General features: G+C 58.0%; 19 protein-coding genes. 12 read left to right on the plus strand and 7 right to left on the minus strand.

Translation table 11 applies throughout. From position 1 onward, the window contains the following. Positions 1-15 precede the first annotated feature (15 nt). Positions 16-1,551: a hypothetical protein gene (locus tag GGR28_RS03915; RefSeq protein ID WP_183494397.1), complete on the plus strand. Its 1,536-nt coding sequence runs from the start codon at positions 16-18 to the stop codon at positions 1,549-1,551. Here the strand turns inward: GGR28_RS03915 and smc are convergent. Beyond that, complete coding sequence (gene smc / locus GGR28_RS03920; RefSeq protein WP_183494398.1) at positions 1,548-5,099, minus strand: chromosome segregation protein SMC; 3,552 nt, start codon at positions 5,097-5,099, stop codon at positions 1,548-1,550. The two genes, GGR28_RS03915 and smc, sit on opposite strands and share 4 nt — an antisense overlap. A gap of 51 nt (positions 5,100-5,150) precedes the next feature. Continuing rightward, complete coding sequence (locus tag GGR28_RS03925; RefSeq protein ID WP_183494399.1) at positions 5,151-6,005, minus strand: LysM peptidoglycan-binding domain-containing protein; 855 nt, start codon at positions 6,003-6,005, stop codon at positions 5,151-5,153. 282 nt (positions 6,006-6,287) lie between these two features. Here GGR28_RS03925 and GGR28_RS03930 point away from each other — a divergent pair, with 282 nt between their 5' ends. The 4 genes from GGR28_RS03930 to GGR28_RS03945 all read left to right on the plus strand — a co-directional run bounded on the left by GGR28_RS03930 (position 6,288) and on the right by GGR28_RS03945 (position 12,161). Continuing rightward, positions 6,288-8,849, plus strand: coding sequence for an ATP-dependent Clp protease ATP-binding subunit (locus tag GGR28_RS03930; RefSeq protein WP_183494400.1), 2,562 nt, complete (start codon positions 6,288-6,290; stop codon positions 8,847-8,849). 167 nt (positions 8,850-9,016) lie between these two features. Then, positions 9,017-9,658 (plus strand): translation initiation factor IF-3, encoded by a 642-nt coding sequence (gene infC / locus GGR28_RS03935; RefSeq protein WP_221233783.1) that lies wholly within the window; start codon positions 9,017-9,019, stop codon positions 9,656-9,658. Positions 9,659-9,736: 78 nt separating this feature from the next. Beyond that, the gene (gene yihA / locus GGR28_RS03940) at positions 9,737-10,360 is read left to right on the plus strand and encodes a ribosome biogenesis GTP-binding protein YihA/YsxC (RefSeq protein ID WP_183494401.1); all 624 of its coding nucleotides are present in this window, start codon (positions 9,737-9,739) and stop codon (positions 10,358-10,360) included. Positions 10,361-10,403: 43 nt separating this feature from the next. After that, a complete protein-coding gene (locus GGR28_RS03945; protein WP_183494402.1) occupies positions 10,404-12,161 on the plus strand; it encodes a 1-acyl-sn-glycerol-3-phosphate acyltransferase in 1,758 nt (585 codons plus the stop codon). Positions 12,162-12,168: 7 nt separating this feature from the next. On the opposite strand, the gene GGR28_RS03950 is transcribed toward GGR28_RS03945, so the two are convergent. Beyond that, entirely contained in the window at positions 12,169-12,825 is a 657-nt protein-coding gene (locus GGR28_RS03950; protein ID WP_183494403.1) for a deoxynucleoside kinase, read from the minus strand. 14 nt (positions 12,826-12,839) lie between these two features. On the opposite strand from GGR28_RS03950, the gene folK reads away from it, so the two are divergent. Continuing rightward, positions 12,840-13,292, plus strand: coding sequence for a 2-amino-4-hydroxy-6-hydroxymethyldihydropteridine diphosphokinase (gene folK / locus GGR28_RS03955; RefSeq protein WP_183494404.1), 453 nt, complete (start codon positions 12,840-12,842; stop codon positions 13,290-13,292). Here folK and GGR28_RS03960 read toward each other — a convergent pair. Continuing rightward, positions 13,279-14,043, minus strand: a complete 765-nt coding sequence (locus tag GGR28_RS03960; protein ID WP_183494405.1) for a DUF6503 family protein — start codon at positions 14,041-14,043, stop codon at positions 13,279-13,281. The genes folK and GGR28_RS03960 overlap by 14 nt on opposite strands. A gap of 42 nt (positions 14,044-14,085) precedes the next feature. Here GGR28_RS03960 and GGR28_RS03965 point away from each other — a divergent pair, with 42 nt between their 5' ends. Together GGR28_RS03965 and GGR28_RS03970 are read left to right on the plus strand one after the other, a co-directional pair. Next, the gene (locus tag GGR28_RS03965) at positions 14,086-14,544 is read left to right on the plus strand and encodes a nuclear transport factor 2 family protein (protein ID WP_183494406.1); all 459 of its coding nucleotides are present in this window, start codon (positions 14,086-14,088) and stop codon (positions 14,542-14,544) included. After that, positions 14,545-15,051: a GNAT family N-acetyltransferase gene (locus GGR28_RS03970; RefSeq protein ID WP_183494407.1), complete on the plus strand. Its 507-nt coding sequence runs from the start codon at positions 14,545-14,547 to the stop codon at positions 15,049-15,051. Here the strand turns inward: GGR28_RS03970 and GGR28_RS03975 are convergent. Continuing rightward, the gene (locus tag GGR28_RS03975; protein ID WP_183494408.1) at positions 15,019-17,364 is read right to left on the minus strand and encodes a PKD domain-containing protein; all 2,346 of its coding nucleotides are present in this window, start codon (positions 17,362-17,364) and stop codon (positions 15,019-15,021) included. The genes GGR28_RS03970 and GGR28_RS03975 overlap by 33 nt on opposite strands. Before the next feature lie 375 nt (positions 17,365-17,739). Here GGR28_RS03975 and GGR28_RS03980 point away from each other — a divergent pair, with 375 nt between their 5' ends. Genes GGR28_RS03980 through GGR28_RS03995 form a run of 4 tightly spaced genes read left to right on the plus strand, consistent with a single transcriptional unit; the run spans position 17,740 to position 21,068 of the window. Further along, entirely contained in the window at positions 17,740-18,309 is a 570-nt protein-coding gene (locus GGR28_RS03980; RefSeq protein ID WP_246416206.1) for a Sua5/YciO/YrdC/YwlC family protein, read from the plus strand. 42 nt (positions 18,310-18,351) lie between these two features. Next, a complete protein-coding gene (gene prfA / locus GGR28_RS03985; protein WP_183494410.1) occupies positions 18,352-19,416 on the plus strand; it encodes a peptide chain release factor 1 in 1,065 nt (354 codons plus the stop codon). Continuing rightward, positions 19,413-19,934: a SixA phosphatase family protein gene (locus GGR28_RS03990; RefSeq protein WP_183494411.1), complete on the plus strand. Its 522-nt coding sequence runs from the start codon at positions 19,413-19,415 to the stop codon at positions 19,932-19,934. The genes prfA and GGR28_RS03990 overlap by 4 nt, the downstream gene beginning before the upstream one ends. Before the next feature lie 3 nt (positions 19,935-19,937). Further along, a complete protein-coding gene (locus tag GGR28_RS03995) occupies positions 19,938-21,068 on the plus strand; it encodes a DUF819 family protein (RefSeq protein WP_183494412.1) in 1,131 nt (376 codons plus the stop codon). Here GGR28_RS03995 and GGR28_RS04000 read toward each other — a convergent pair. Then, positions 20,997-22,238: an AI-2E family transporter gene (locus tag GGR28_RS04000; RefSeq protein WP_183494413.1), complete on the minus strand. Its 1,242-nt coding sequence runs from the start codon at positions 22,236-22,238 to the stop codon at positions 20,997-20,999. The genes GGR28_RS03995 and GGR28_RS04000 overlap by 72 nt on opposite strands. Before the next feature lies 1 nt (position 22,239). Next, positions 22,240-22,749, minus strand: coding sequence for a hypothetical protein (locus GGR28_RS04005; RefSeq protein WP_183494414.1), 510 nt, complete (start codon positions 22,747-22,749; stop codon positions 22,240-22,242). Positions 22,750-22,782 lie beyond the last annotated feature (33 nt).

Below are 22,782 nucleotides of genomic sequence, written 5' to 3' on the forward strand. Positions count from 1 at the left end.
CGTTTATACCGCGGTATGGAGAATATTTCTGCGCAGCTCGTCCTGACGACCAAGTACGGCCAGGCCTCCTTCGGCCTTACGGTTTACGAAGACGGAACCGTGGACGTAAGTGAACTCCCCTTTCAGCATTTGCCGGAGAGCGTATACAAGCTTACTTACGGCAGCGACTGGGCAGTGGTATGTGAATACTTTAAATCACTGGCTGCTACCCTGCCCTACCGCGTTTCGGCGACCTTGCTGAGCCCCCAACCGCCGCCGGAGCTCCTAGGCGTAGTTTCGGCTTACCGTGCGGCCTTCCCTTCTCCGGAGTGTTATGGACCGTTCACCGAGTTCTGGGCACGCCATCCGAAACAACATGGCTTGTTCAGTTTCCGGGACGATCGCGTGAATGCGGCCCTCGACGCGCTGCGGCAGCGGGGCCGGCAACGGAACCTGGAGAAATTCGGCCCCTACCTGCAGGATTACCTCATCGCACTGTTACCCATTGCCAACCACCGCACCACCGTTTACGTATATGCGGCCATCGGCGCACTCGGCACCGAAGCCGCCCGCGACTACCTGCTGAAAGAACTGGAATCCGAGGGCCGTCATCCCTTCACAAACAAGATATTACGTGCCCTGACCTTCGCCAGTGATGCGGATACCTTCCACCGGCTGGTGGCCGTCTACCGGGCGGGCAAATTCAGTACCGAAGAGGTACTTCAACACTTGCTCTTCCTCGGGCGCTTCGGGTCCGAGCTGGCGCTCGACCACGTTCGGGAGTTGCTGTCCGCCTACCCAACGGAAGCGGAGGCCATCGGTCGGACGCTCGGCGATCTCGGCCTGACCGAAGCGGAGATCGCTCAACTGCTTACGGCGGAGTTTGAGCGGCAGCGGGAGTACTACGCACTCGACCCACTTCTTCGTGCGGTCAACCGGCGGCAGGTAGCCGGTCACCGCATCGACTTAGCGGCCATGAACGCCAAGGCCGATGACCCCGCCTTTCTGGAGTTGCCCCCCGTCAACTGGCCGCAGCAACTGGAGGAAGGTTGGCGGGAACTTGTGGCTGATACTCCGGCAAGCGAGGTGTATGAAGTACTCGGCCATTACATCGTACGTCCCGAGCCCCGCCTGCAGCGTAACGCCATCTTGCAACTGAAAGCATCCCGGTCGCGGACACCGACCGACGACCGCCTTCCCTACGAAATCGAGCGAAGGCTACGGGAGCTCGTGGCTTCCCGCTACGACAAAATTTACGTGGAGGTACTGAATATTCTCGGGGGCAATCCACTGGTCCTGAGGGAGCGCAAGAAAATGCTGCTCGCCGTACTCAACATCAGCATCGGCTCCCGTTACCGCTTCGTGGTACTCAATGCGTTGCGGATGATCGGTGATACGGACACCCTGCGGCAGTTCAGCCGGGCCTACTACGGCAGGGAGATCGCCACGGCTCCGGTGGGGTCGGAGCGCCTACAGCAGATTGCCGGACTGTTGCCCTATCTAGACAAATACCTCGGTAATACGGAAGACCTGCATACTGCCCTGAAGGCGCGGCGGTCGTCCAGGTCCTAAACGGCCGAAAAGCTGGTACTTCCCTCCAATTCGGTGAACTGGACCGGGAGTACCCCGCTGCCCCCGTGCTCGGTAGTGTATACGCCGTAGATGCTGTCCACGGCCTCCATCGTAAGCTTGTTGTGGGTGACGATGATGAACTGGCTGTCCTTCGAAAACTTCTTGACGATGCGGTTGAACTTGGAAATGTTCGCATCGTCCAGCGGCGCGTCAACCTCGTCAAAAATGCAGAAGGGAGCCGGCTTGAGCAGGTACAACGCAAAGAGGAGGGCCGTTGCAGTCAGGGTTTTTTCTCCCCCCGACAGCTGGCTAATCGTTTGCGGTCGTTTGCCCTTCGGTTTGGCGACGATTTCGATGTTGGATTCCAGTGGGTTTTCCGGGTCCAGGAGGATCAGGTCGCAGTTGTCGTCTTCGGTAAACAGGCTGCGGAAGACGTCGATGAAGTAAATCCTCACCCGCTCGAAGGAATCGAGAAATTGAACAGTAGCGGTATCCTCGATCTCCTTGATCGTTTTAACGAGGGTGTCCTTGGCGGCAATGATGTCGTCCCGCTGTTTGGTGATGTTCTCGTGGCGCTCCTTCATCTCGTCGTAGGCTTCGACGGCCATTGGGTTGATCTCGCCGTAGTTTCCGATCCGGCTGCGCAATCGGTCGACCTTGACTTCCAGATCGCCTATGGAGCCGGTCCACTCCTCCACCTCCATCTCGGCTAGTGCGGAAAGAGAAAGGTTGAACTCGATCTGCAGCCGTTCCTCTACGGAGTTGATCCGAAACTTTACATCCGTGAATTTTTCTTTAAGCTGATTGACCCTGATCTGAGCATCCTGCCTGATGCGGTTCTCGCGGCGCAAATCGTCCTCGTAGCCGTTGATGGTCGTACGGGCGGCGAAGTAGGCCTGCTCGGCCGAATTCAGGGTAGCCTGGTATTCCTTTTTCTCGACGTACATGGATTCGAGGTTACCCGCCAGGGTCAGTTGCTGCTCGTCAAACTGTCGCGCTTCCCTGGCCAATTCCTTGAGTTGCTCGCGGTTAGCGGCTTCCTGCTTGCGGATCTCGTCGCGGCGGTTTTCCCGGAAGGACAGTTCCCGCTCCAGCGTCTGCAGGTGGTTCTGCTGCTGGATGTGCAGGATGTTTTCCTGGTTGAAGTGGGCGCTCGCGGCCGATAGTTCTTCGCTCAGGCGCCGATAGGCCTCATCGGTTCCGGATACGTCGGCGCGGAGGGATTCGATCGTGGCGTGCAGGCCGGCCAGTTGCTCGTCGATCTCCAGGTTGCCCCGGATCAGGTCCTCTACCTGCTGGTTCAGCTTGCCGTTCTTCGCCTCGGTGTCGGCGAAGTACCCCTGAAAGCTCTCGACCCGCGCCCGCAGGGCGGCCCGCCGCTGTTGCAAGCCGTTGAGTTCGCGCTGGCGGATCTGGATTTCGCGGTCCAGCCGTTGTTGCCGCAGGTCGCTGACCTTTTTGCGCTCGTCGGTCAGGGTGGTGCTTAGTTTCGCGGCCTGTTTTTCGGTGGCGGCAATGTCGCGTTCCAGAAGTTCCAGGTTTTTCTTTCGCCCGATCTTCTTTCCTTCGAAGAGGCCCACCGATCCGCCCGAAACGGAGTAGGCCCGGCGTGCGTACCGACCACCGAAGGAGAGGATGGTGTTTCCGTCTTCGGGTGCTGCGGGCAACTGCGCTTCGTCGCTGACATAAACGCCGTGCAGCAGGCGATCCGTGAGCGGGCGGTACCGGTCCTCTACCGTGACGACCTGGGTGGCGGGTTTTGTTCCGGCCGGGGCGGGGGCACCCGTGGGGGCGGGTGTGGGGAGTGCATCCAGCACGAAGAAGTTGGCTTTCCCCTTCTGCTTGTCGCTGAGGAGTTGGATGGCGGTTCCGGCTTCCGCCGCCGTATCGACCACGTAGTAGCTCAGGAAGGGCTCGAGGTATCCTTCGATAGCTACGCGGTAATCTTGGTCGACCAGGATCACGTCAGACAGCAGCGTGGGTTCCCGTGTCCAGGATTTGTTCTTGCTGAGGAAGCGGATCGACTCCGGGAAACCCTCCAGGCTATCGATCATGCTCTTCGTGAGCTTGTACTCGTTGCGGCGGGCGTCGAGGCCCCGGTTGATGCGGCTCAGCTCGGTTTGGAGGTGTTCTACGTTCACCTCGGTGGTTTCGAGGGCATCGCGGCGTTCCTGTTCCCGTTGCTCCAATTGCGCGACCGCCTCCACCTTAGTTGCTTCCTCGGTTTCCAGTTGCTTCAGCGCATCTTCGAGGGATTCCCGCTCGCCGCGCCGGTCCTCCATTTCTCCCAAGTTCCGCTCGACCTGGAAGCGGAAGTTTTCCACCTGGTTGCCGTTGATGGCACGGCGCTTCTCGAGTTCGAAAATGCGACGCTCCTCCTGCTGCTGTTGTTTCAGCCCGCTGTCGAGCTGCGACTTTATGCCGGCGTGTCCTTCCTTTACGCGCACCAGTGCCGCTTCGGCCTGCTCGCGCGATTGCCACCTGGCCTCCAGTAGTTGCCGCGCTTCGGCGATCTGGGCACCGGTTTGCACGGCCTGCTCGCCGTAGCTGGCAAGTTGACCGACGGCCTCGTCCAACTCTTCCGTAAGCTGCCGGGTCTGCCGCGCGACAAAGGTTTTGCGCTGTTCCAGCATCTGCTTTTCGTTCTCCAGGCCGCGAAGTTCCCCGACCAGGGCGTTCAGCTTCCGTTGCCGCTCGCCGACGAGTTGTTCCTTGTCGATGTGGCGTTGCCGCTCCTCCCCCAGCTGTTTTTCCAGTGTGGTGATCTTGGCGTCGGTATTGCGGTAGGCTTCCTCGGCGTGATTGATCTCGTTGCGGATGCGGTCGTAGTCGATGCGCAGTTTCTCGACCCGGAAGCCGGTGAGGAGTAGGCTCAGGTCGCGGTACTGCCCCTTAAGGTCGCGGTACTTGCGGGCACGTTTGGCCTGTTTTTCCAGGCTGGTGAGGTTGTTGGAGATTTCGTGGAGGACGTCCTCGATGCGGTCCAGGTCATCCTCCGTACTCTTGAGTTTCCGGAGGGTTTCCTTCTTGCGGTTCTTGTACTTGCTCACGCCGGCGGCCTGCTCGAACATGCGCCGGCGGCTGTTGTCCTTGTCGGCCAGGATGTCGTCGACCATCCCCAGTGCAATGATGGCGTAGGAGTTCGATCCGATGCCCGTATCCAGAAAGAGATCGCGAATGTCGCGCAGTCGACACTGTACGCCATTAAGCCGGTATTCGGAATCCCCGCTACGGTACAACAGGCGGGTGATGGTGACCATGTTGTACTCCGTCGGGAGCAGGTCCTTGTCGTTTTCGAAGGTCAGGCTTACGGAGGCCAGGTTGCCGGCTTTCTTCTTTTTGGTGCCGTTGAAGATGATCGACGACATTTTGTCGAGCCGCAGTTCGGAGCCCTTCTGTTCGCCGAGTACCCAGCGGATGGCGTCGACGATGTTGCTCTTACCGGAGCCGTTGGGACCTACGATACCGATCACGTCGGCATCGAAGTTCACCACCGTTTGGCTGGCAAAACTCTTAAATCCCTTTATCTCCAGTTGCTTCAGGCGCATGGCGGGCGAAGGTAGAAAATTTGGGCGGGGACGCAGGTGCGGCGTTCGTCATCAAAGGTGCCGTGTTCGCACGTAAAACTCCTTGTCACGGACACCGAATGCCTTCACCAGGAGTGGACTGACCACCACCACGACCCGGCTGTCGTACACCTGTTCGGGAATGCGGGCAACCACCCGGGCGTACACCGTTTTTCGGCTTCGCGGATCGTCGATTTCGATAATGCTGCCAATGGGCGCGGTCCGGTGCAGGACCATCCACTTGCTCTGGTCGCCGTGACTCGTCCAGGCCGCCTTACCGTTGGTGGTTCGTACGGTTGCTCCCTCCGTTCGTGCGAGCCACAGGTCCCGCAGGGCGCGGTTTCGGATTAGGTAGGGATCTTCGACCTCAACCTGGGTACCGGGACTGATGCCGTCGAGCCGCAGGTAGCCGATCTTCACGATCTGACCGGGGCTCAGGTGGGTGGGGTCGAGGTCGGGGTTCAGGACCCGAAGGAGGCGGTCATCCGGGAGTCCGAGGGTGCGGCGGGTGAGTCCGTAGAGGGTTTCTCCGGGCGACATCCGGTACCGGACCGGGACGAACCAGGCGGTGCTGTCGGGACTGAAGCCCGGCCGGATCACCCCGCGGGGAATGGCTACCGTGACCCGGGTGCCGGGCGTATAACCAGCGCGCAGGCCCGGATTGAGGCGATATACGTCCTCCAGACTAAGCCCGTAAAATCTTGCGGCACCGTAGAGGGTTTGTTTGGGTGCCAGGTAATGGTCGAACAGTAAGTGGCCGGAGGCGGGATCCGACTTGACGATGACCGTATCGGAGGGAAGCAGGAAGTAAAGGCTGTCTCCCGTTGCGCCGACGGTTCGTACCGCGCACACCACCACAAGGAGAAGCCAGAGAGTAGAATGTTTCACGTTTGGAAGCGTTGGGACTAATGCAGCAACGAAGGTACGCAACCCACCCGATGCCGCGCGACCAACCAAAACGTGCTTCTTTTGTTTCGTTTGGGTTAGCGCGCATACCGACCGAATAAACCCTAAGTCGGCCGGCGAAATGTCAGGCTTTTTTGTCAGTACCCCCTGGGTGGCACAATTCTTTCACTCAAGCGTTAACTTTAGGGCACGTCCTCGGAACTTACCCGGTTACCCGGCTCCCGCGGACCCGCCCTAAACATCTTTTACTCCAAAGTTTATCGAATGAACCCTCCACAGCGGGAATTTAACCCCGAAATAAAACAGGCGATGGCCCGCGGCAAGCAGGAAGCCGAAAAGATGGGTCATACCTACGTCGGTCCCGAGCACCTACTGCTGGGTGTCCTCAGCATGGGCGGCAGCCTCGCCACCCGTGTACTCCGTAACCTGGCCGTCGATATAGAAGCCCTCACCGACACCCTGCGCGAAAACGTGCAGCGGAACGGTGGACAGGCCAGCAGCCATACGATCTCTAAGCTCCCCCTCAACGACAAGGCCGACCGCGTGCTCAAGGTAACCTTCCTGGAAGCCAAGGCGCTCAAAACCTCGCAGGTGAGTCCGGAGCACCTTATTCTATCCATACTGCGCAACAAGGAGCTTTCCGCAACCAAGATCCTGCGGCAGTTCGAGGTGGAATACGAAATTTATAAAGCAGAATTAGACTACGTGAAAGACGAAAAAGACTTTACCGAAGACGATACGCTACCGATGAACCAGGCCCCGGGCAGCGGCGATGAAAGTTTTGAGGACGACGATGCCGGTCGCGGCGGCCAACGCGGCGGTCGCGGTCAGGGAAATGCAAAATCCCGCACCCCCGTCCTGGATAATTTCGGTCGCGACATTTCCGCCCTCGCCGAAGACGACCGACTCGACCCCATCATCGGTCGGGAAATCGAAATAGAGCGCGTAAGCCAGATCCTGAGCCGGCGTAAGAAGAACAACCCGATCCTGATCGGTGAACCAGGGGTCGGTAAGACGGCGATCGTCGAAGGACTCGCCCTGCGCATCCGCGACCGCAAGGTGAGCCGCACGCTCTTCGACAAGCGCATCGTGATGCTTGACCTGGCCGCCCTGGTGGCCGGTACGAAGTACCGCGGACAGTTCGAGGAGCGTATGAAGGCCATCATGACGGAGCTCGAAAAGAGCCGCGACGTGATCCTCTTTATCGACGAGATCCACACCATCGTCGGCGCCGGCGGTGCCACGGGCTCCCTCGATGCGAGCAATATATTCAAGCCCGCACTGGCCCGTGGAGAACTGCAGTGCATCGGTGCCTCCACCCTGGACGAGTACCGCCAGCACATCGAAAAGGACGGTGCCCTGGATCGCCGCTTCCAGAAGGTACTGGTCAATCCGCCCAGTGCCGAGGAAGCCGTACACATCCTCAACAACATCAAGCCGAAGTACGAAGACTTTCACAACGTCAACTACTCCGACGATGCCATTGAGGCCTGCGTCAAGCTCAGCGACCGCTACATCACCGATCGCTTCTTGCCCGATAAAGCTATCGACGTACTGGATGAGGTAGGTGCCCGCACCCACCTGAAGAACATCACCGTACCCGAGCACATCGAGCAGGTGGAAGCCAAGATCGAAGAGGTCAAGGAACAGAAGAATGCTGCGGTCAAGAACCAGCAGTACGAGCGTGCCGCCGACCTGCGCGATCAGGAAAGCAAGCTCCAGCGTACCCTAGAGGATGCCAAGAAGCAGTGGGAGGAGGAAGCCAAGACCAAGCGCTACCCCGTCAACGAAGAAGACATCGCCGAAGTGGTCAGCATGATGACCGGCATCCCCGTACGCCGTGTCGCGCAGAACGAAAGCAAGAAGCTCGTCGGCATGGAGGGTGATCTGCAGGCCGTCATCATCGGCCAGGATAACGCGATCACCAAGGTCACGAAAGCCATCCAGCGCAACCGCGTGGGCCTAAAGGATCCCAGCAAGCCCATCGGTACCTTCATTTTCCTCGGTCCTACGGGAGTTGGAAAAACGGAACTGGCCAAGGCCCTTGCGAAGTACATCTTCGATAGCGAGGAGAGCCTGATCCGCATCGATATGTCGGAGTACATGGAGAAATTCAGCGTCAGCCGACTGATCGGTGCGCCTCCCGGCTACGTCGGTTACGAAGAGGGCGGTCAGCTTACCGAGAAAGTCCGGCGCAAGCCCTACAGCGTCATCCTGCTCGACGAGATCGAGAAGGCCCACCCGGACGTTTACAACATCCTCCTGCAGGTACTGGACGACGGTCAGCTTACCGACGGTATGGGACGCAAAGTCGACTTCAAGAACACCATGATCATCATGACGTCCAACATCGGCGTACGCCAGTTGAAGGACTTCGGACAGGGAGTAGGTTTTGCTACCAAGGCACGTACCGAGAATGCGGAGGAGAACAGCAAGGCCGTCATCAACAACGCGCTGAAGCGGACCTTTTCCCCGGAGTTCCTTAACCGGATCGACGACGTGGTCATCTTCAACAGCCTCGGTCAGGACGAGATCTTCAAGATCATCGACATCGCCCTGGCGGACCTGTACAAGCGACTGAACGGTCTAGAGTTCAGCCTGGCCCTCGACGAGCCCGCGAAGAAGTTTGTCGCGGAGAAAGGTTTCGACCCACAGTTCGGTGCCCGCCCCCTGCACCGTGCCATCCAGAAGTACATCGAGGATCCACTCGCCGAGTATATCCTCAACAACAACCCCGAAGGCGGTTCATCCCTGCTGGCCAAGCTCAACGAAGCCGGCGACGGACTGGAGATTGCCCAGAAGGAAGTGGTCACTTCGGAGGAATAGTTGGACGAATAGGGTCAATCGGGCGTTATGTGCCGCTTCGGCGGGGCAAAACGCCCGATTGACCTTGCTCCGTTGAACTTTATTCAGAGCATTCTTTTTAATTTGCAGTATGATGTCCGCCCATTGATGGTGGACCGCTCATTTTTTATCATTTAATCACCAATCTATTGGCAAAGAGAAGAGGCGGCGGCCGTAATCGTTACACACGCAGAGAAGAACCCACCCCCCAATTCCGCATCAACGATATGATCCGGGTCCCGGAAGTGCGCCTGGTTGGCGACAACCTGGAGCAGATCAGCGAAGAGCTCGGAACCAAAGTAGAAAGCGGCGTGTACGACATCCGCCAGCTGAAGGGCTGGGGACGCGACCTGGGGCTCGACCTCGTCGAGATCAGCCCGAACGCCAGTCCGCCCGTTGTCCGCATGACGGACTACAAGAAGTTTCTCTACGAAAAGAAGCGTAAGGAAAAGGAGATCCGCAGCAAGGCGGTCAAAACGGTCATCAAGGAAGTCCGTTTCGGCCCCAATACGGACGACCACGACTTTGACTTTAAGGTGCGCCACGCCCGCGGTTTCCTCGAGGATGGTGCGAAGGTGAAAGCCTACGTTCACTTTCGGGGTCGTTCCATCGTCTTTAAGGACCGTGGTGAGTTGCTCTTGCTCCGCTTCATGAAGGAGTTGGAGGATCTCGGCGCCGCGGAGGCCATGCCCAAAATGGAAGGCCGGCGCATGAACGTCATCATCAGCCCGAAGAAAGTACAGAAGAAATCGAAGTCCAAATCCAGCTCGGAAGAGGAGGACAAGGAATAAGGGGTACATCCCCTTCCTATTAACGTTTAAACCCGCGCCCGCCTGTTGATTCAGGCGGGCGCTTTAGTACCCCAGCCATTGGCTCAGATCAAATCATCCCGCTTCGCCTCCTCCCACGCCCGCGTCCACCAGGCACCCCGCGACGGGAAGCCAGAATTCGCCTTCATCGGTCGGAGCAACGTCGGGAAGAGCAGCCTGATCAATATGCTCACCCAGCGCAAGGAACTGGCCCATACGAGCGGCAAACCGGGTAAAACTCAGTTGATCAATTATTACCTGATCAATGAGAGTTGGTACCTCACCGACCTGCCGGGCTACGGCTACGCGAAGCAGAGCAAAAAGACCCGGGCAAAGTGGGAGTCCCGTACGGAAAATTACTTCCTCAAGCGACAGACATTGGTGTGCGCCTTCGTGTTGGTAGACAGCAACGTGCCGCCCCAACTCATCGACCTGGAATTCATCAATTGGCTGGGAGAACACGGCGTACCCTTCGTGATCGCCTTCACCAAAACCGACCGCAAACAATCGCGCGACGGGGGCAGCGTAGACGACTTCCGCCAGGAGCTTCTGAAAACCTGGGAAGAGCTACCCCCCATCTTCCTCACCAGTGCTACCCGGGAAACGGGGCGCGATGAAATTCTAGAATTTATAGAAACCACCTTGTTGGCCCTACCCTGGCCCTACTATGGCGAGGTGAAGTAGTAACTTTGTGCTCCCGCGTCCCCGCCGGTAAATTTTGAACCTGATGAGTGCCACCATTCCCAAGACCGCCCTACCCCACCCCGAATTCGAACGGGAAGGCAAGCGGTACCGGCACACGGCTCCCAACATCGAGCAGTGGGACATCTACAAGATCAGTGAGGATCGGGAAGCTTTCGTCAAGGCACTCGAAGCGTCCAGCGCGCAACGGATCATCCAGGAAGCGGGAGACAGCCTGCCCGACGTACTGAGTAAAACCATCTTCAGCGAACAGGAAAGGACCAAGAACGAGCCCTGGAAGGTTGATCCGCCCCAGGAACGCAGCTACTGGAAGCGCCTCGCCAAAATGCTGGCCACCCAGAGCCTCGACCAGGACGAACCCACCAGTGCCGATGAGGCCGCCCGCAACATTCTGCAGCGCATCGTCCACCGCTATTCCGAAGAAATCGTCGGCACGTTCAAAATCCCGACCTTCCACTTCGCCAGGCGCTTCCTGACCTTCTTCTTCGGCCGATTACTCAATGCAGCTACCGGCCGCACCTTTAGAAGCCTGTTCTCAAAAAAGATTCTGCTGCAGGAGAAGTTACTGGTGCGCGGCTACGTCGAACAGGTCAGGACCCTCAGTGAAAAGGGAACGCTGGTCATGGTCCCGACCCACTTCAGCAACCTCGACAGCATCCTCATCGGGTACGCCCTCGACCAGGTAGCCGGACTCCCGGCCATGAGCTACGGTGCGGGCCTGAACCTGTACAATACGGGCTATACCGCCTACTTTATGAATCGCCTCGGGGCCTACCGGGTCGACCGGCGGAAGCGCAATCCCGTCTACATGGCCACGCTCAAAATGATGAGCAAGCTCCTGATCCAGCGTGGCGTCCCTTCCATCTTCTTCCCCGGCGGCACGCGGTCCCGCTCCGGCGCCCTGGAAACAAAGCTCAAGCTGGGACTACTCGGCACTGCGGTCGAGGCCCAACGTGCGCGCTACCAGCAGGGACGTAACGAAAAGATATTCATCGTCCCGGTGATTCTGAGCTACCCATTTGTTCTGGAAGCACAATTCCTCATCGAGCAGCACCTGCGGCTGGAGGGGCAGGATCGCTACATCAAGGCCCAGGACAGCTTCCATTCCCTGCGGAGCATCATGAAATTCGTGTGGGGCGTGTTCAGCAAGGGCAACCAGATCACCATCACCCTCGGTCAGCCGCTGGATGTACTCGGAAACCGCGTGGATCAGGACGGCAAAAGCTACGGGCTCAACGGGCGCCACGTCAGTACCCGTGAATACTTCCGCGACCAGTACGGCAAGATAAACAAGGACCTACAGCGGGAGAGCGAATACACCCGGTTACTGGCCAACCAAATCGTAAAGCGGTACCACTACGACGGCATCGTACTGCCCGGGCACCTCGTGAGCTACGCGGCCTTCATCATGCTCGAACGCACCTTCATCAAGGACGATCTGTACGCCATACTCCGGTTGCCGGCCGAAGACTTTTACTTCCGCAAGGACGCGCTGGTCAAAGTGGTCGGACAACTGAGGGACCGACTAATCGAGATGGAGGCGGAGGGTAAGGCCAAGATCGCGGCGGAACTAAGGGAGTCGGCCGAACAAATCATCATCGACGGGATCGGCAATATCGGCAACTACCACATCGACAAGCCGCTGAAGTACGATCCTACCGGCCGCATCGTGAGCGACAACTTTTCCATGCTGTACTATTACCACAACCGGCTGTCTACCTACGGCCTCCGGGGCCGGCTCACCTGGCCGAAAGAAATGATCGGCGACGAACGAAAGGAGTAGCGGCTCGCTACAGCACCGATTGCCTTGATCTGAGCTCAAAGGTGTGCAAGCCGGGTCCGTGCGGCCGGGTGATCAATTCGACGATCTCCTCAAATAGGGACGCATCCTCCGTAAAGCTGTTCTCCCCGAGATCGAGCACCACCACCGGCGTCTCACGCAGCGTGCGGAAATAGCTGAAGTAGGCTGACTGAACGGATGCCAGGTAGTCATCCTTCATATCCCGCTCGAAACTACGCCCCCGTCGGGCAATATTTGCCTGTAGTGCCTTCACCGGGCGGTGCAGGTACACGATCAGTTCCGGCTGGGGGAAATTGACATCCAGGGCGCGGAACAGGCGACCGAACAGACGAAATTCCTGCTCCGTCAGGCTGTTGCGGGCGAACAGCAGGGTTTTGATGAAAAGGTAATCGGAAATGGTACCCTGGGTAAACAGCTCGGGCCGCGTAAGCTCGTTCTGCAGTTGTTTATGCCGCTCGGCCATAAAGAAAAGCTCTACGGGAAAGGCGTACCGTTCGGGATCGCGGTAGAATAGCGACAGGAAGGGGTTGTCGTCAAACTCCTCCAAAATCAGCCTGCGGTTGAAGCGTTCGGCGAGCAGGGTAGCCAGCGTGGTCTTGCCGGCACCAATGTTGCCTTCAATAACGGTAAAGGGTGGAAGGGTCATAGTTACATTTGGGTATGGCAAAACTAACCCTCTCCACCGGATCCAACGTCGGGGACCGACAATTCTACCTCGCGGAAGCACGATCGCTACTGGGTCAACGGCTGGGAGAAATCCTCTTCGCAAGCGAGGTCCGGGAAACGGAGGCCTGGGGGTATACCGACCAGTCGCCCTTTCTGAATCAGCTACTAATCCTGGAATCTCCCGTCGCCGTTTCGGGCGAAGCCATCCGTCACGATCTCCACCGCGTACTCGACGTAACCCAGCAGATCGAGCACGAATTGGGTCGTACGCGTGATCTATCCTGGGGACCCCGCACCCTCGACATCGATCTGATTTTCGTCGATGACCTTCGTTACGAGGACGAGCGCATCAGCCTCCCCCACCCCTGGTGGCGCCGGCGACCCTTCGTGCGGGAGTTATTGCCCCGCTTCCCCGCTCCCGAACTAGGCTTGTTCAGCGAATATTAACGTCGGTGTTCTCGATCACCGATAGGCGGGGCAATGCCCCCTCCGCGTACCGACGTCCTACGCTGGCGATATCCCGATCCTCGCCGTTGACGCCGTAATTGATGTAATCCTGAACGAGCACGCCGTTGATTCGCCGCTTGTTCGTGGCCTCCCGGAACCGGAGCCCCCCGTCGTTCACCTCAAAGGTATAGGCGAGGTAATCGAGTTCCCCCGTCGACCGATTGAAGAAATAGCGGTAAACGTCTTCAAAGTCGGCTCCCCCACCCTCCGGTGCGAAGGTGACGGCAACCTGATCGTACAACTGCTCTTTGATCGTAATGGTATCGAGCAACTCCGCATGGGCGGCCGGGTCGTCCAGTCCGTAAGGAAGCATGAAAAAGTAGCGGACCGAGTTCACCGATTCCGCATAGGCGGCACTATCCTTCGCCGTCAGGACCACCATAGAATCGTTCACCCTTCGCTGCAGTCCCGTATTGTCCAGCAGGTCTACCACGTGGTTGCCGGTGGAGTCGGTAAAGTCACGCGTATAGGCAAATTTGCCCCCGTCCCTGCGGATGCCGTACTCCCGCTCCCGAAAGGTAAAGGTGATGTCGGTCGTTGCGAATCCCTCCATGCCGTGGGCCTGCACTGCCCGCTCGATTACCTCGGATGCGTTTTCCGCGGCAGGCTCAGTTTCCTCCTGGGCGGGTCCGCAGGTCCAAAGGATACACAGGAGTAGCCATAGAATCGGGTAAGTGCGAAGAATTGCCATACGGTTGTTTTACTAATTTTGGGTTGGTACGTTGTCCACGGTATGAAGTACATCCTGTGCGCCCTGCTTTCGGGAATTTTCCTCAGCACCTGCGGCCCCGCCCAGATGGAGGACGGACTTCCGGACGTTGAGAAAAGGATTTTGCGGGCCGAAAAGTTATTTAACGGGGCGTATGAGAACCTGGATGCGGCAATTATGGAACGCCTCCTGACCGAGGATTTTACCATTGGTTACGCGGATGCCGCACCTTCTAAGAACAGAGAACAATTCGTGGCCGAGCTCGGCAGCCTCCGCCAGGTTTTTCCCCACCTCCAGATAAGCATCGACAGCACGGTCTACACGGTGACCGAAGATCGGGTAACGGTGGTCGGCGTGAGGACTTTTACCTGGCAGCAGGAGGGGGTGACCGGAGAGCACAGGGAGTCGTTCGAAAACGTCTGGCACCTCGTCGGCAACCAGTGGAAGCTAGCCGCCACCACCCTCGCAAAATATCCCGAGTAGATGATCGACCTGGTCCTGCCCACGCCGGAGGAGTTGCGCGCTTTGCTGAGAAACCGGAAGCATTTTCGTGGTTTCGAGATCGTACAAGAAGCGCTGCCTCCGCGGGTAATCCTCGATCAGAGCCGGTACTTTCCTACCTCGACGCCCCTAACCTACCGCTGGGCCGTGCCTCACCTGATCGTACTTGGCGAGGAAGACCGGGTGGTAGGGAGTATCGGAGGAAAGGGACTACTGCCGGGTGAGGAGGAGGTGGAACTGGGGTACAATGTCGCTCCCGCCTACCGCGGTCGGGGCATAATGAAGCAAGCGATCCACCTAGTCATGGAAATGGCAAAAGGAGATGGGCTTGGCCTTATCGCCCATGTCGCACCGAGTAACCTCCCCTCACGGGCGGTGCTCACGGCAAACGGGTTTTCCCATGACGCGACCGTTTCCTGGCCCGTCGGTTTTGCGCTGGAGCGGTGGCGCTGGCCGTCACCTGATCAGCACGGCCCCCCCCTTGAATGATTCCGGCTCCCCGGCAGCATTCCGGAAGGTAACATCCCACAGGTACCCGCCGGCCGGGCTGTTCGATCCGTTGTGCGTTCCGTCCCAGGCCCCTTCGAAGTCCTCCGTATAGTAGATCATTTCACCCCACCGGTTCCAGATGCGCAGTTGGTAATCGGTCGCTCCTTCCCAAATCCCTTCCGGACGCCAGGAGTCGTTGAGGCCATCTCCGTTGGGGGTGAAGGCATTGGGTGCCGAAAAGGCATTTTTGAGCAACATTCGGATGTCCTTCGCCAGCGTATCCCGGCACCCGCTGGGGTGGTTGACCACCTGAGTGACGGTAAGCGTGGAAGTGTCGCGCAGGCGGTAGTTGAAATCCGGTCCCGGAGATGAAAAAATGGCGGTTCCGGTCCGGTCGGAGATCTCGTACCGCTGAGACGCGGAGGCCACGCTGCGATCGATAATGCGGACGTCCGGAAAGATATTACTGGGTTGCTCGGGCGAAAAATCGAAATCGGCCACCGGGGAGCCGCGCACGTCGATCAGCCGCTGAAAGGTGGTATCGACAAAGCACCCCCGGGGACTGGTAATACTCAGGTACACATCGAAGGTGCCGGTGTTCTCGTACACGTGCCGGGGATCACGCTCGTCCGATCGACCGCCGTCACCGAATTGCCAATCGAACGCATAGGTGTCGTCAATGGGAAACGATCGGTTGACGAACTGGTTGCCGTAAGGGGCGCATCCGAATGCGTCCGGCGGGTCGAGAATAATCGTGCGGGGGGCGGGAAAGTACTCGACGATCGCAGTCTCCTCATCCTGGCAGCCGTTCTCGTCGGTGACCCGCAACTGGGCCGTAAAGGTACCGGGCGACCGGTACAGGTGTCTGGGCTCGAGCGACCGGGTGGAGGGAGAGGCGTCGCCGAAGTCCCACTCGTGGTTCGTGATCCGCTGTCCGCCCTGCGCCTCCGACAGGTTGGTGAACTCGATCGGTATCGGATCGCAAACGACGGAGGTGGCGGTAAATTTGGCCTCTACCGGCGGGTAGACGCCCAGGAGGAACCGGGCCGTATCCTTGCAATTGTCCGCAAAGCTGTTACGGTTCAGCATCATGACCCCTTCGTAAGTGCCGAGCTCCTGGATGTCGGTGGTAAAATCACGGCTGTTGCTGGTGATCAATTGACCGCCCGGACCGATCATCTCCCAATCGTAGCTCAGGATAGAATTGATCAACGTGCTTTCGTTGACAATGGTGTTGAGGCCGGGTCCGCACTGCCGAATGAAAAACCGGCCCTGTTCATCGATTTCCGTTTCCAGCAGGTCGGCATTGACGGTGTTGCCGCAACGGGCGACGTTCAACTGAAATTCCCGCTTGGTTTCGCTGAGGAGGACGGGGTTGGGGCCCCTGCTCCACTCCTCGACGCATACGCCCAGTACGTGGGTACCCGGATAGATCGGGAAACCTTCGAGTAAGCCCGTGACCGGGTCGATCGTCAGGGTACTGCCGATGCCCAACTGGTTATCTACCGAGTAGCGGGGGGAAACCCAGGAAATGGGATCGTAGGGGTAAGGACTTTCCTCCAGCGGCACGATGTCGTCGAAGTAGGTAGCGGTTTCAAAACCGGTCTGACGGCCACCATCCGTTCCGCCACCGAGACGGGGATTGCAGAAGACGTAGGCGAGGCTGTCGCCGTCCTGGTCCGTTGCGCCCAGGTCGATCTGGAAGGGCTCGTCGATACAGATCGCAATCGGGGGGTCGATGTTAAACTCGGGGCTCGAACTCAGCCGTTGCTGGGCCGCCGGGGTGATCTGGATGAAGTAGGTTGCTCCGATACGCAGGGGATCGATGAGGTTTCGGATACTCTCGTTGCGGCAGCAGCGCTGGTAAACAAAGGTGTACGTCTCTTCGGAGATCGGCAACTCCTGAATGAAGGTATAAACGCCAATTTCCTGGCAGATCGGCTCGGTGATGACCAAGCAGGGATTACCGAGGTTGATCGGAACGGACTCAGAGCGGGCCAGCGTAATGCCGAGGGTGCGTATGAAATACCGATCCCCTGCGTAAATGCTGATGTGACCGGCCGATGAGGGCGCTTCTTCGGTTCCCCCTCCAGGATCTCCGTCGAATCCGGCTCCGGTACCGATGCAGTCGCGGTACATGTTGATCGTGATGCGGTACCGCAGTACCCCGGTCGTAGGATCGTCGTTCTTGTATCCCAGGCACTCATAGTGGAACTCCCCACCGACGATGTGATTAGCCAGTACACTCGCGGGTAACAGTGCCACCAGGAGGAGCACGGCAGTGCACCATCGGATACGGAGGTGAAGATTCAAGGACTAAATTTTAAAGTGCAAACAATCTATGCGACAAAATACAGTTTCCTTAGCTGTACGGACGTCCGATCGATCCTTTCCCTTGTCGCACGGGCGTCGGTACGATATTATGTTCCCGCAATTACGGGCATGTGACCTTTTTAACCTTACCCTACACCACCTGACCGGAGTTCCGGCCTGAGTGATCGCCGACTTTGCGTACCGCCCCACGGGGCAACGCTGCAACCCGCCTGGGTGGTCAAGTCAGGTACTAGCGACGGTAGAATATCGACTCAGGGGGATGCGTTTCACTCACCTACACCTCACCGCTTTTCTGCTTATTAGCAGGAAAGTCAGTAGATCATCTGAATGATTAGTACCGATACCAATTCTAATATGCTTCACCGTCCCCCACACCGGGGCATAGGCGCACTCTCAACGATTAAAGGTGGCGGCCTTGTGCTCCTACCAACGGCCAATTTATGGCAGCTGGTCACCGACGCGAGACAGTACAAATCAGTCAACCGGTTACTGGCGGTTTGCCCGCCCAACCGACTGAACAATCCCGAGCTGATCTTTGCCGACCGCGAGATGTTGCTCAGCTGGTTCCCCAACCTCCATCCGAAAATAGATACCCTCCTAAGCTACCACGGCCGGGTACTGACCGTCAAAGTGCCGGCAACGGTGTCCGTCCCCGACTCCATGGTGGATCGCCGGGATGAAGTAGCCGTGCGCCTGGCGTTGGACAGCTTTTGTTACCGCCTTACGGAGGACCTCGAAGCCCCCCTGGCCGGCTGCCTGGCCCTCAGCGAGGTATCCGCCGGCCTGCCCACCCGCTTCGGAAAAATTCGCTCCGACGTCATGCGACAGGCCGATTTCACCGTTCAACGTCGCCAACGCGATCAACTGGACACCCGCGCGGCGGTTACCATCCGCATGGACGACGACGAGCTGGAGTTTTTGTAGTGATGCGCCGTATCTTGGCCCGCCCCAGCCAAGCGCGCCCCTATGATCGATCAGCTCGAAGCCATTTACCACCGTTTCAAAAACTTAGAAGAACAGCTTTCGGATCCCGAAATCATCACCAACCCCGACCGCTTCACCCGGGTAAACAAGGAGTACGGTAAGCTCCGGCCGGTAGCTGAAACCTACCTTCGGTACAAGGACCTGACCGAAAACATCACCTCCGCCGAAGCAATGCGCAAGGATCCCGATCCGGAAATGCGCGAAATGGCCCAACTCGAATACGATGAGCTGCGCGAGCAAAAGGAAGCCCTCGACGAAGCAGTCAAGGTCATGCTCATCCCCAAAGACCCGGAAGACGAGCGTGACATCATCATGGAAATCCGCGGCGGTACCGGGGGCGACGAGGCTGCCATCTTCGCCGGAGACCTCTTTGATATGTACAAGCGGTACGTCGAAACCCAGGGCTGGAAGATCGAGGTGATCGACGAAAACGAAGGCACCGCCGGCGGCTACTCCAAGGTCGTCTTCGAGGTCCACGGCGACGACGTCTACAGCAGCCTAAAATTCGAGTCCGGCGTACACCGCGTACAACGGGTCCCGAAAACGGAAAGTCAGGGCCGCGTACACACCTCCGCGGCCACCGTAGCCGTGCTCGCCAAGGTCGAAGAAGAAGACGTCAATCTCAATAAGGCCGACCTCAAGATCGACACCTTCCGCGCATCCGGCGCCGGTGGACAGCACGTGAATAAAACGGAGTCCGCCATCCGGATCACCCACCTCCCCACCGGCATCGTATCGGAGAGCCAGGACGGCCGCAGCCAGCACAAAAACAAGGAAATTGCCATGGCCCAGCTGTACCGCCGGATCAAGGACGCCCAGGACTCCGCCGCCGCCTCGGAGCTGGCCAGCGCCCGCCGGTCACTCGTCGGCAGTGGCGACCGCAGCGAAAAGATCCGGACCTACAACTACCCCCAGAACCGGGTGACCGATCACCGCATCAACCTGACGTTGCACAGCCTCGATAAGATCGTCGCGGGCCACCTCGAACCCATCATCGAAGGCCTGCAGGTAGCCGAGAACGCGGAGAAAATGAAAGAAGGCATATGAATTCCGTCCTCCCCCTTCTCCTGACTATCCTGCTGGCGTATGCCTGCGATCCGGCCGCGCGCGAAGCCAAACGAGCCGCCGCCCGGGAACAGGTTACCACCTTCATTCTGGTTCGCCACGCCGAAAAAGGTTTTGGGGATGATCCGAATCTCACCCCCCAGGGCCAGGAACGCGCCCAGCGCCTCAGTGAAATGCTGAGTACGGAGGCCATCGACCGAGTCTACACAACCGATACCAAACGAACCCGGCAAACCGCCCAGCCCACCGCCGACGCGCACGGCCTCAAGGTCAACTTCTACAAAACCGAGGACCTCCCCTCCTTCGCCAGTCGCGTCAGGAGGGCCCACGTAGGGGAAACCGTGCTCATCGTAGGACACAGCAACACCACCCCGGAAGTAGCTAACCTGATTGCCCGCAGCAGTGACCTGGACCGGTTCAGCGAACTGGATTACGGCAATCTGCTGATCGTCACCGTCCCGCCCACCGGTGAATCCCGGGTGCTGAAACTGCGGTACTAAATTTTGCCGGTTGCCGACTGGTTCAGTCTAATTCTTGCCGTAGGGTTTCCCCTTCTGGCGGTACGGGCGGTACACCGCAATTGGGTGCCCCCCTGGTGCAGCAGCATCGTAGCGTGTTACGGGATCGGCATTGTGGTCAGCAACCTACGGCTCTGGTCCATCGATAAGGAGTTAATGGAACAACTGGCGGGGGGCGGAATGCTCATCGGACTTCCGCTGCTGCTGTTCTCCGTGCGCGTGGGGCAAAGTCTGCGCCACGCCCGCCGGATGATGCTGTCGTTCGTGCTGTGCTGCGTTTCCGGACTGTTCTTCACTTCGGTTGCGTGCTTCTTCTTCATCGACGAGCTGGCGGACAGCTGGAAGATTGCCGGTATGCTTACCGGGCTCTACACGGGCGGTACACCCAACGTTCAGGCGATCGGTTTGGCCCTGCGCGCGCCCGCCGAGTACCTGGTGCTGATTCAGGCCGCCGATATTTTACTGGGAGGCGCCTACCTGCTCGGTCTCGTAACCGTACTGCCCTCCCTTTACGGTCGGTTATTTCCCACGCTTACTCAGCAGACGGGCGGGGACGCGGGTGCAGTGCAAGAAGCCGAAAGCGTACCCTTTGGGCAAAGGACCCTACAGTTGGTCGCCGGCTTACTGGTGACCGGCACCGCAATAGTGATGTGCCGGTGGATCACCGGAGTATGGCTGGACCCCACCATCATCATTCTGTTGGTCACGACCCTCAGTCTGCTGGTAACGGCCACCCCCCTCACAAATCGGATTGGAAACAGCTATCCGCTGGGAGAATATTTCGTCCTCATCTTTTGCGTAGCATTGGGCCTACTGGCGGACTTTCGCGCACTGGCGGCCGGCGGAATGGAACTTCTCTACTTTTCCGCCATTGCCCTGATCGGCACTACCCTTTTGCACCTCCTGCTGTCCAAGCTTTTCGGTATCGATCGGGATACGGTAATCCTGAGCTACGTCGCCGCACTTTACGGTCCCGTGTTCGTGGTACAGGTGGCGGCGGCGATCCAAAACCGCGATTTGCTGGCGGCGGGGATCGGCGTCTCCCTAGTTGGGTTTGGAATCGGCAATTACCTCGGTATCGGTATCGCCTACCTGCTGCTTCACCTTACCGGCTAACCGTTTGCGGGGCGTTAGGGCCAACGACGAACGTCCGCTAAAAATATTTGAGATCCGGTACTTGGACTGATTGAACGTAGTAACAAACTGCTCCGATTGTTCGTAGAGGTCATCGCTCATGAGCAGAGCGACCGGTCGGAGCGGCTCGATGTGAGTTAGAATGATGCGGATCATGGCCAGCAGAGGAATCGCCAGAATGATCCCCGCGATACCCCAGAAAAAGCTGCCGATGATCACGGAGATGATGGCCGCCAGCGCGTTGATCTTCACGCTGCCTCCCAGTACCTTAGGGGTAATGAGGTTTCCTTCGATAAACTGCACCGTTACGTACAGTACGATCACCAATATTGGTTGCCACAAACTCTCCGTAGTAGCCACCGCAAACAGGAACGGCAACATACCCCCGATCACCGTACCGATGTAGGGTATGATGCCCAGCACCGCAGCCAGGAAGCCCCAGACCAGGTAGTAATCGAGTCCGATGGCGAAGAGCCCCAGACTATTCAGAATGCCAAGTATCAGCATGACCAGTCCCATACCGCCGAGATAGCTTTTGGCAACCTGCTGCACTTCGTTTAGAGTCTGTAGGCCCTCGGTCTGGTCGTCGTCACTGAGTTGCCCCAGCACGAAGTTTTTAACGGCCGTGCGGTACAGCAGAAAGAAGAAGGTATAGATCATCACCAGCGAGAAGTTCGCGAGCAGTACGCCACTGGTCGATAATCCCGTGGAAACGATGCCCAGCGGTTCACTGGACACGCTGGTAATCGCCTGATCGATGTAGGTTTCTACCTCTTCACCGGTAAGGCCGAAGCGGTCTCCGCCATATTCTGCCCACTCGTAGAGTGTTTCCTGTAAGCCGGCATAGATGTCGTCGGCCTCGGTTAAAATCGCCTGTACCTGGTTGAAGAAAAAAAAGATCACCCCAATCACGATGGCACTGGCGGTAAAGAGCGTCAGCAGAACCGATAGGATGCGACTGGAGAAGAGATCGTCGAAGCGCCGACACACCGGCTGCAGCATCAGGGCGAAAAAGATGCCGTAGGTGATGGGGATAAAAAAAGCTCTGCCTGAGTAAAGCGCGTACAGCACGATACTCAGGCAGATAAGGAAATGTGCCAGTCGCTGAAAACTGATGGTAGAGGTTTCCCTGCGGCTGGTTGCTTTTTTCATATTAATCTTCGGGTGATCCCCCGCGCTTGTAGTACTGCATAAATACAAATCCAATGATCAGCACGAAGACCAGTGTTTCCATGGCAACGAAAAAGCTGTTCATCATTGCATCACCGAAACTGTTGTTGTCGTTCAGGAACTGCTCGAAGCCGAGGGCCGGGTTAATGGCCGAGAGGCTGATATTCAGAATGGCGATGACGATCGTCGCCCACATACCGATGCGGAAAAGGAGACCTATCTCGGCCTTAAAGATGCCGTTGCTGTTGTAGATCGCTTCGGCATACTGCTTGGTCGAATACCACACGACCGGAATAATGATCAGGTGCTTAGCAAAGCGAACGCTCATGGGGAGGTCTGCATAAATTGCGTTCACTACGAGTAGGTAGGCGGAAACCGCTAGCCCGAGAATGATCCCATACTTCCGACCTTCTTTGTCGACATTGAAGTTATGGGTCGGTGGTGGATCGAGGTGGGGTGGGTTTTCGTGAGTCGTAGAGCTTGTCTGGGCCATGTACCTAGTAAGTTGAGTGAAGGTTAATTTAAT

Origin of the sequence: Neolewinella aquimaris (assembly GCF_014197245.1) — a bacterium.
GTDB lineage: Bacteria > Bacteroidota > Bacteroidia > Chitinophagales > Saprospiraceae > Neolewinella > Neolewinella aquimaris.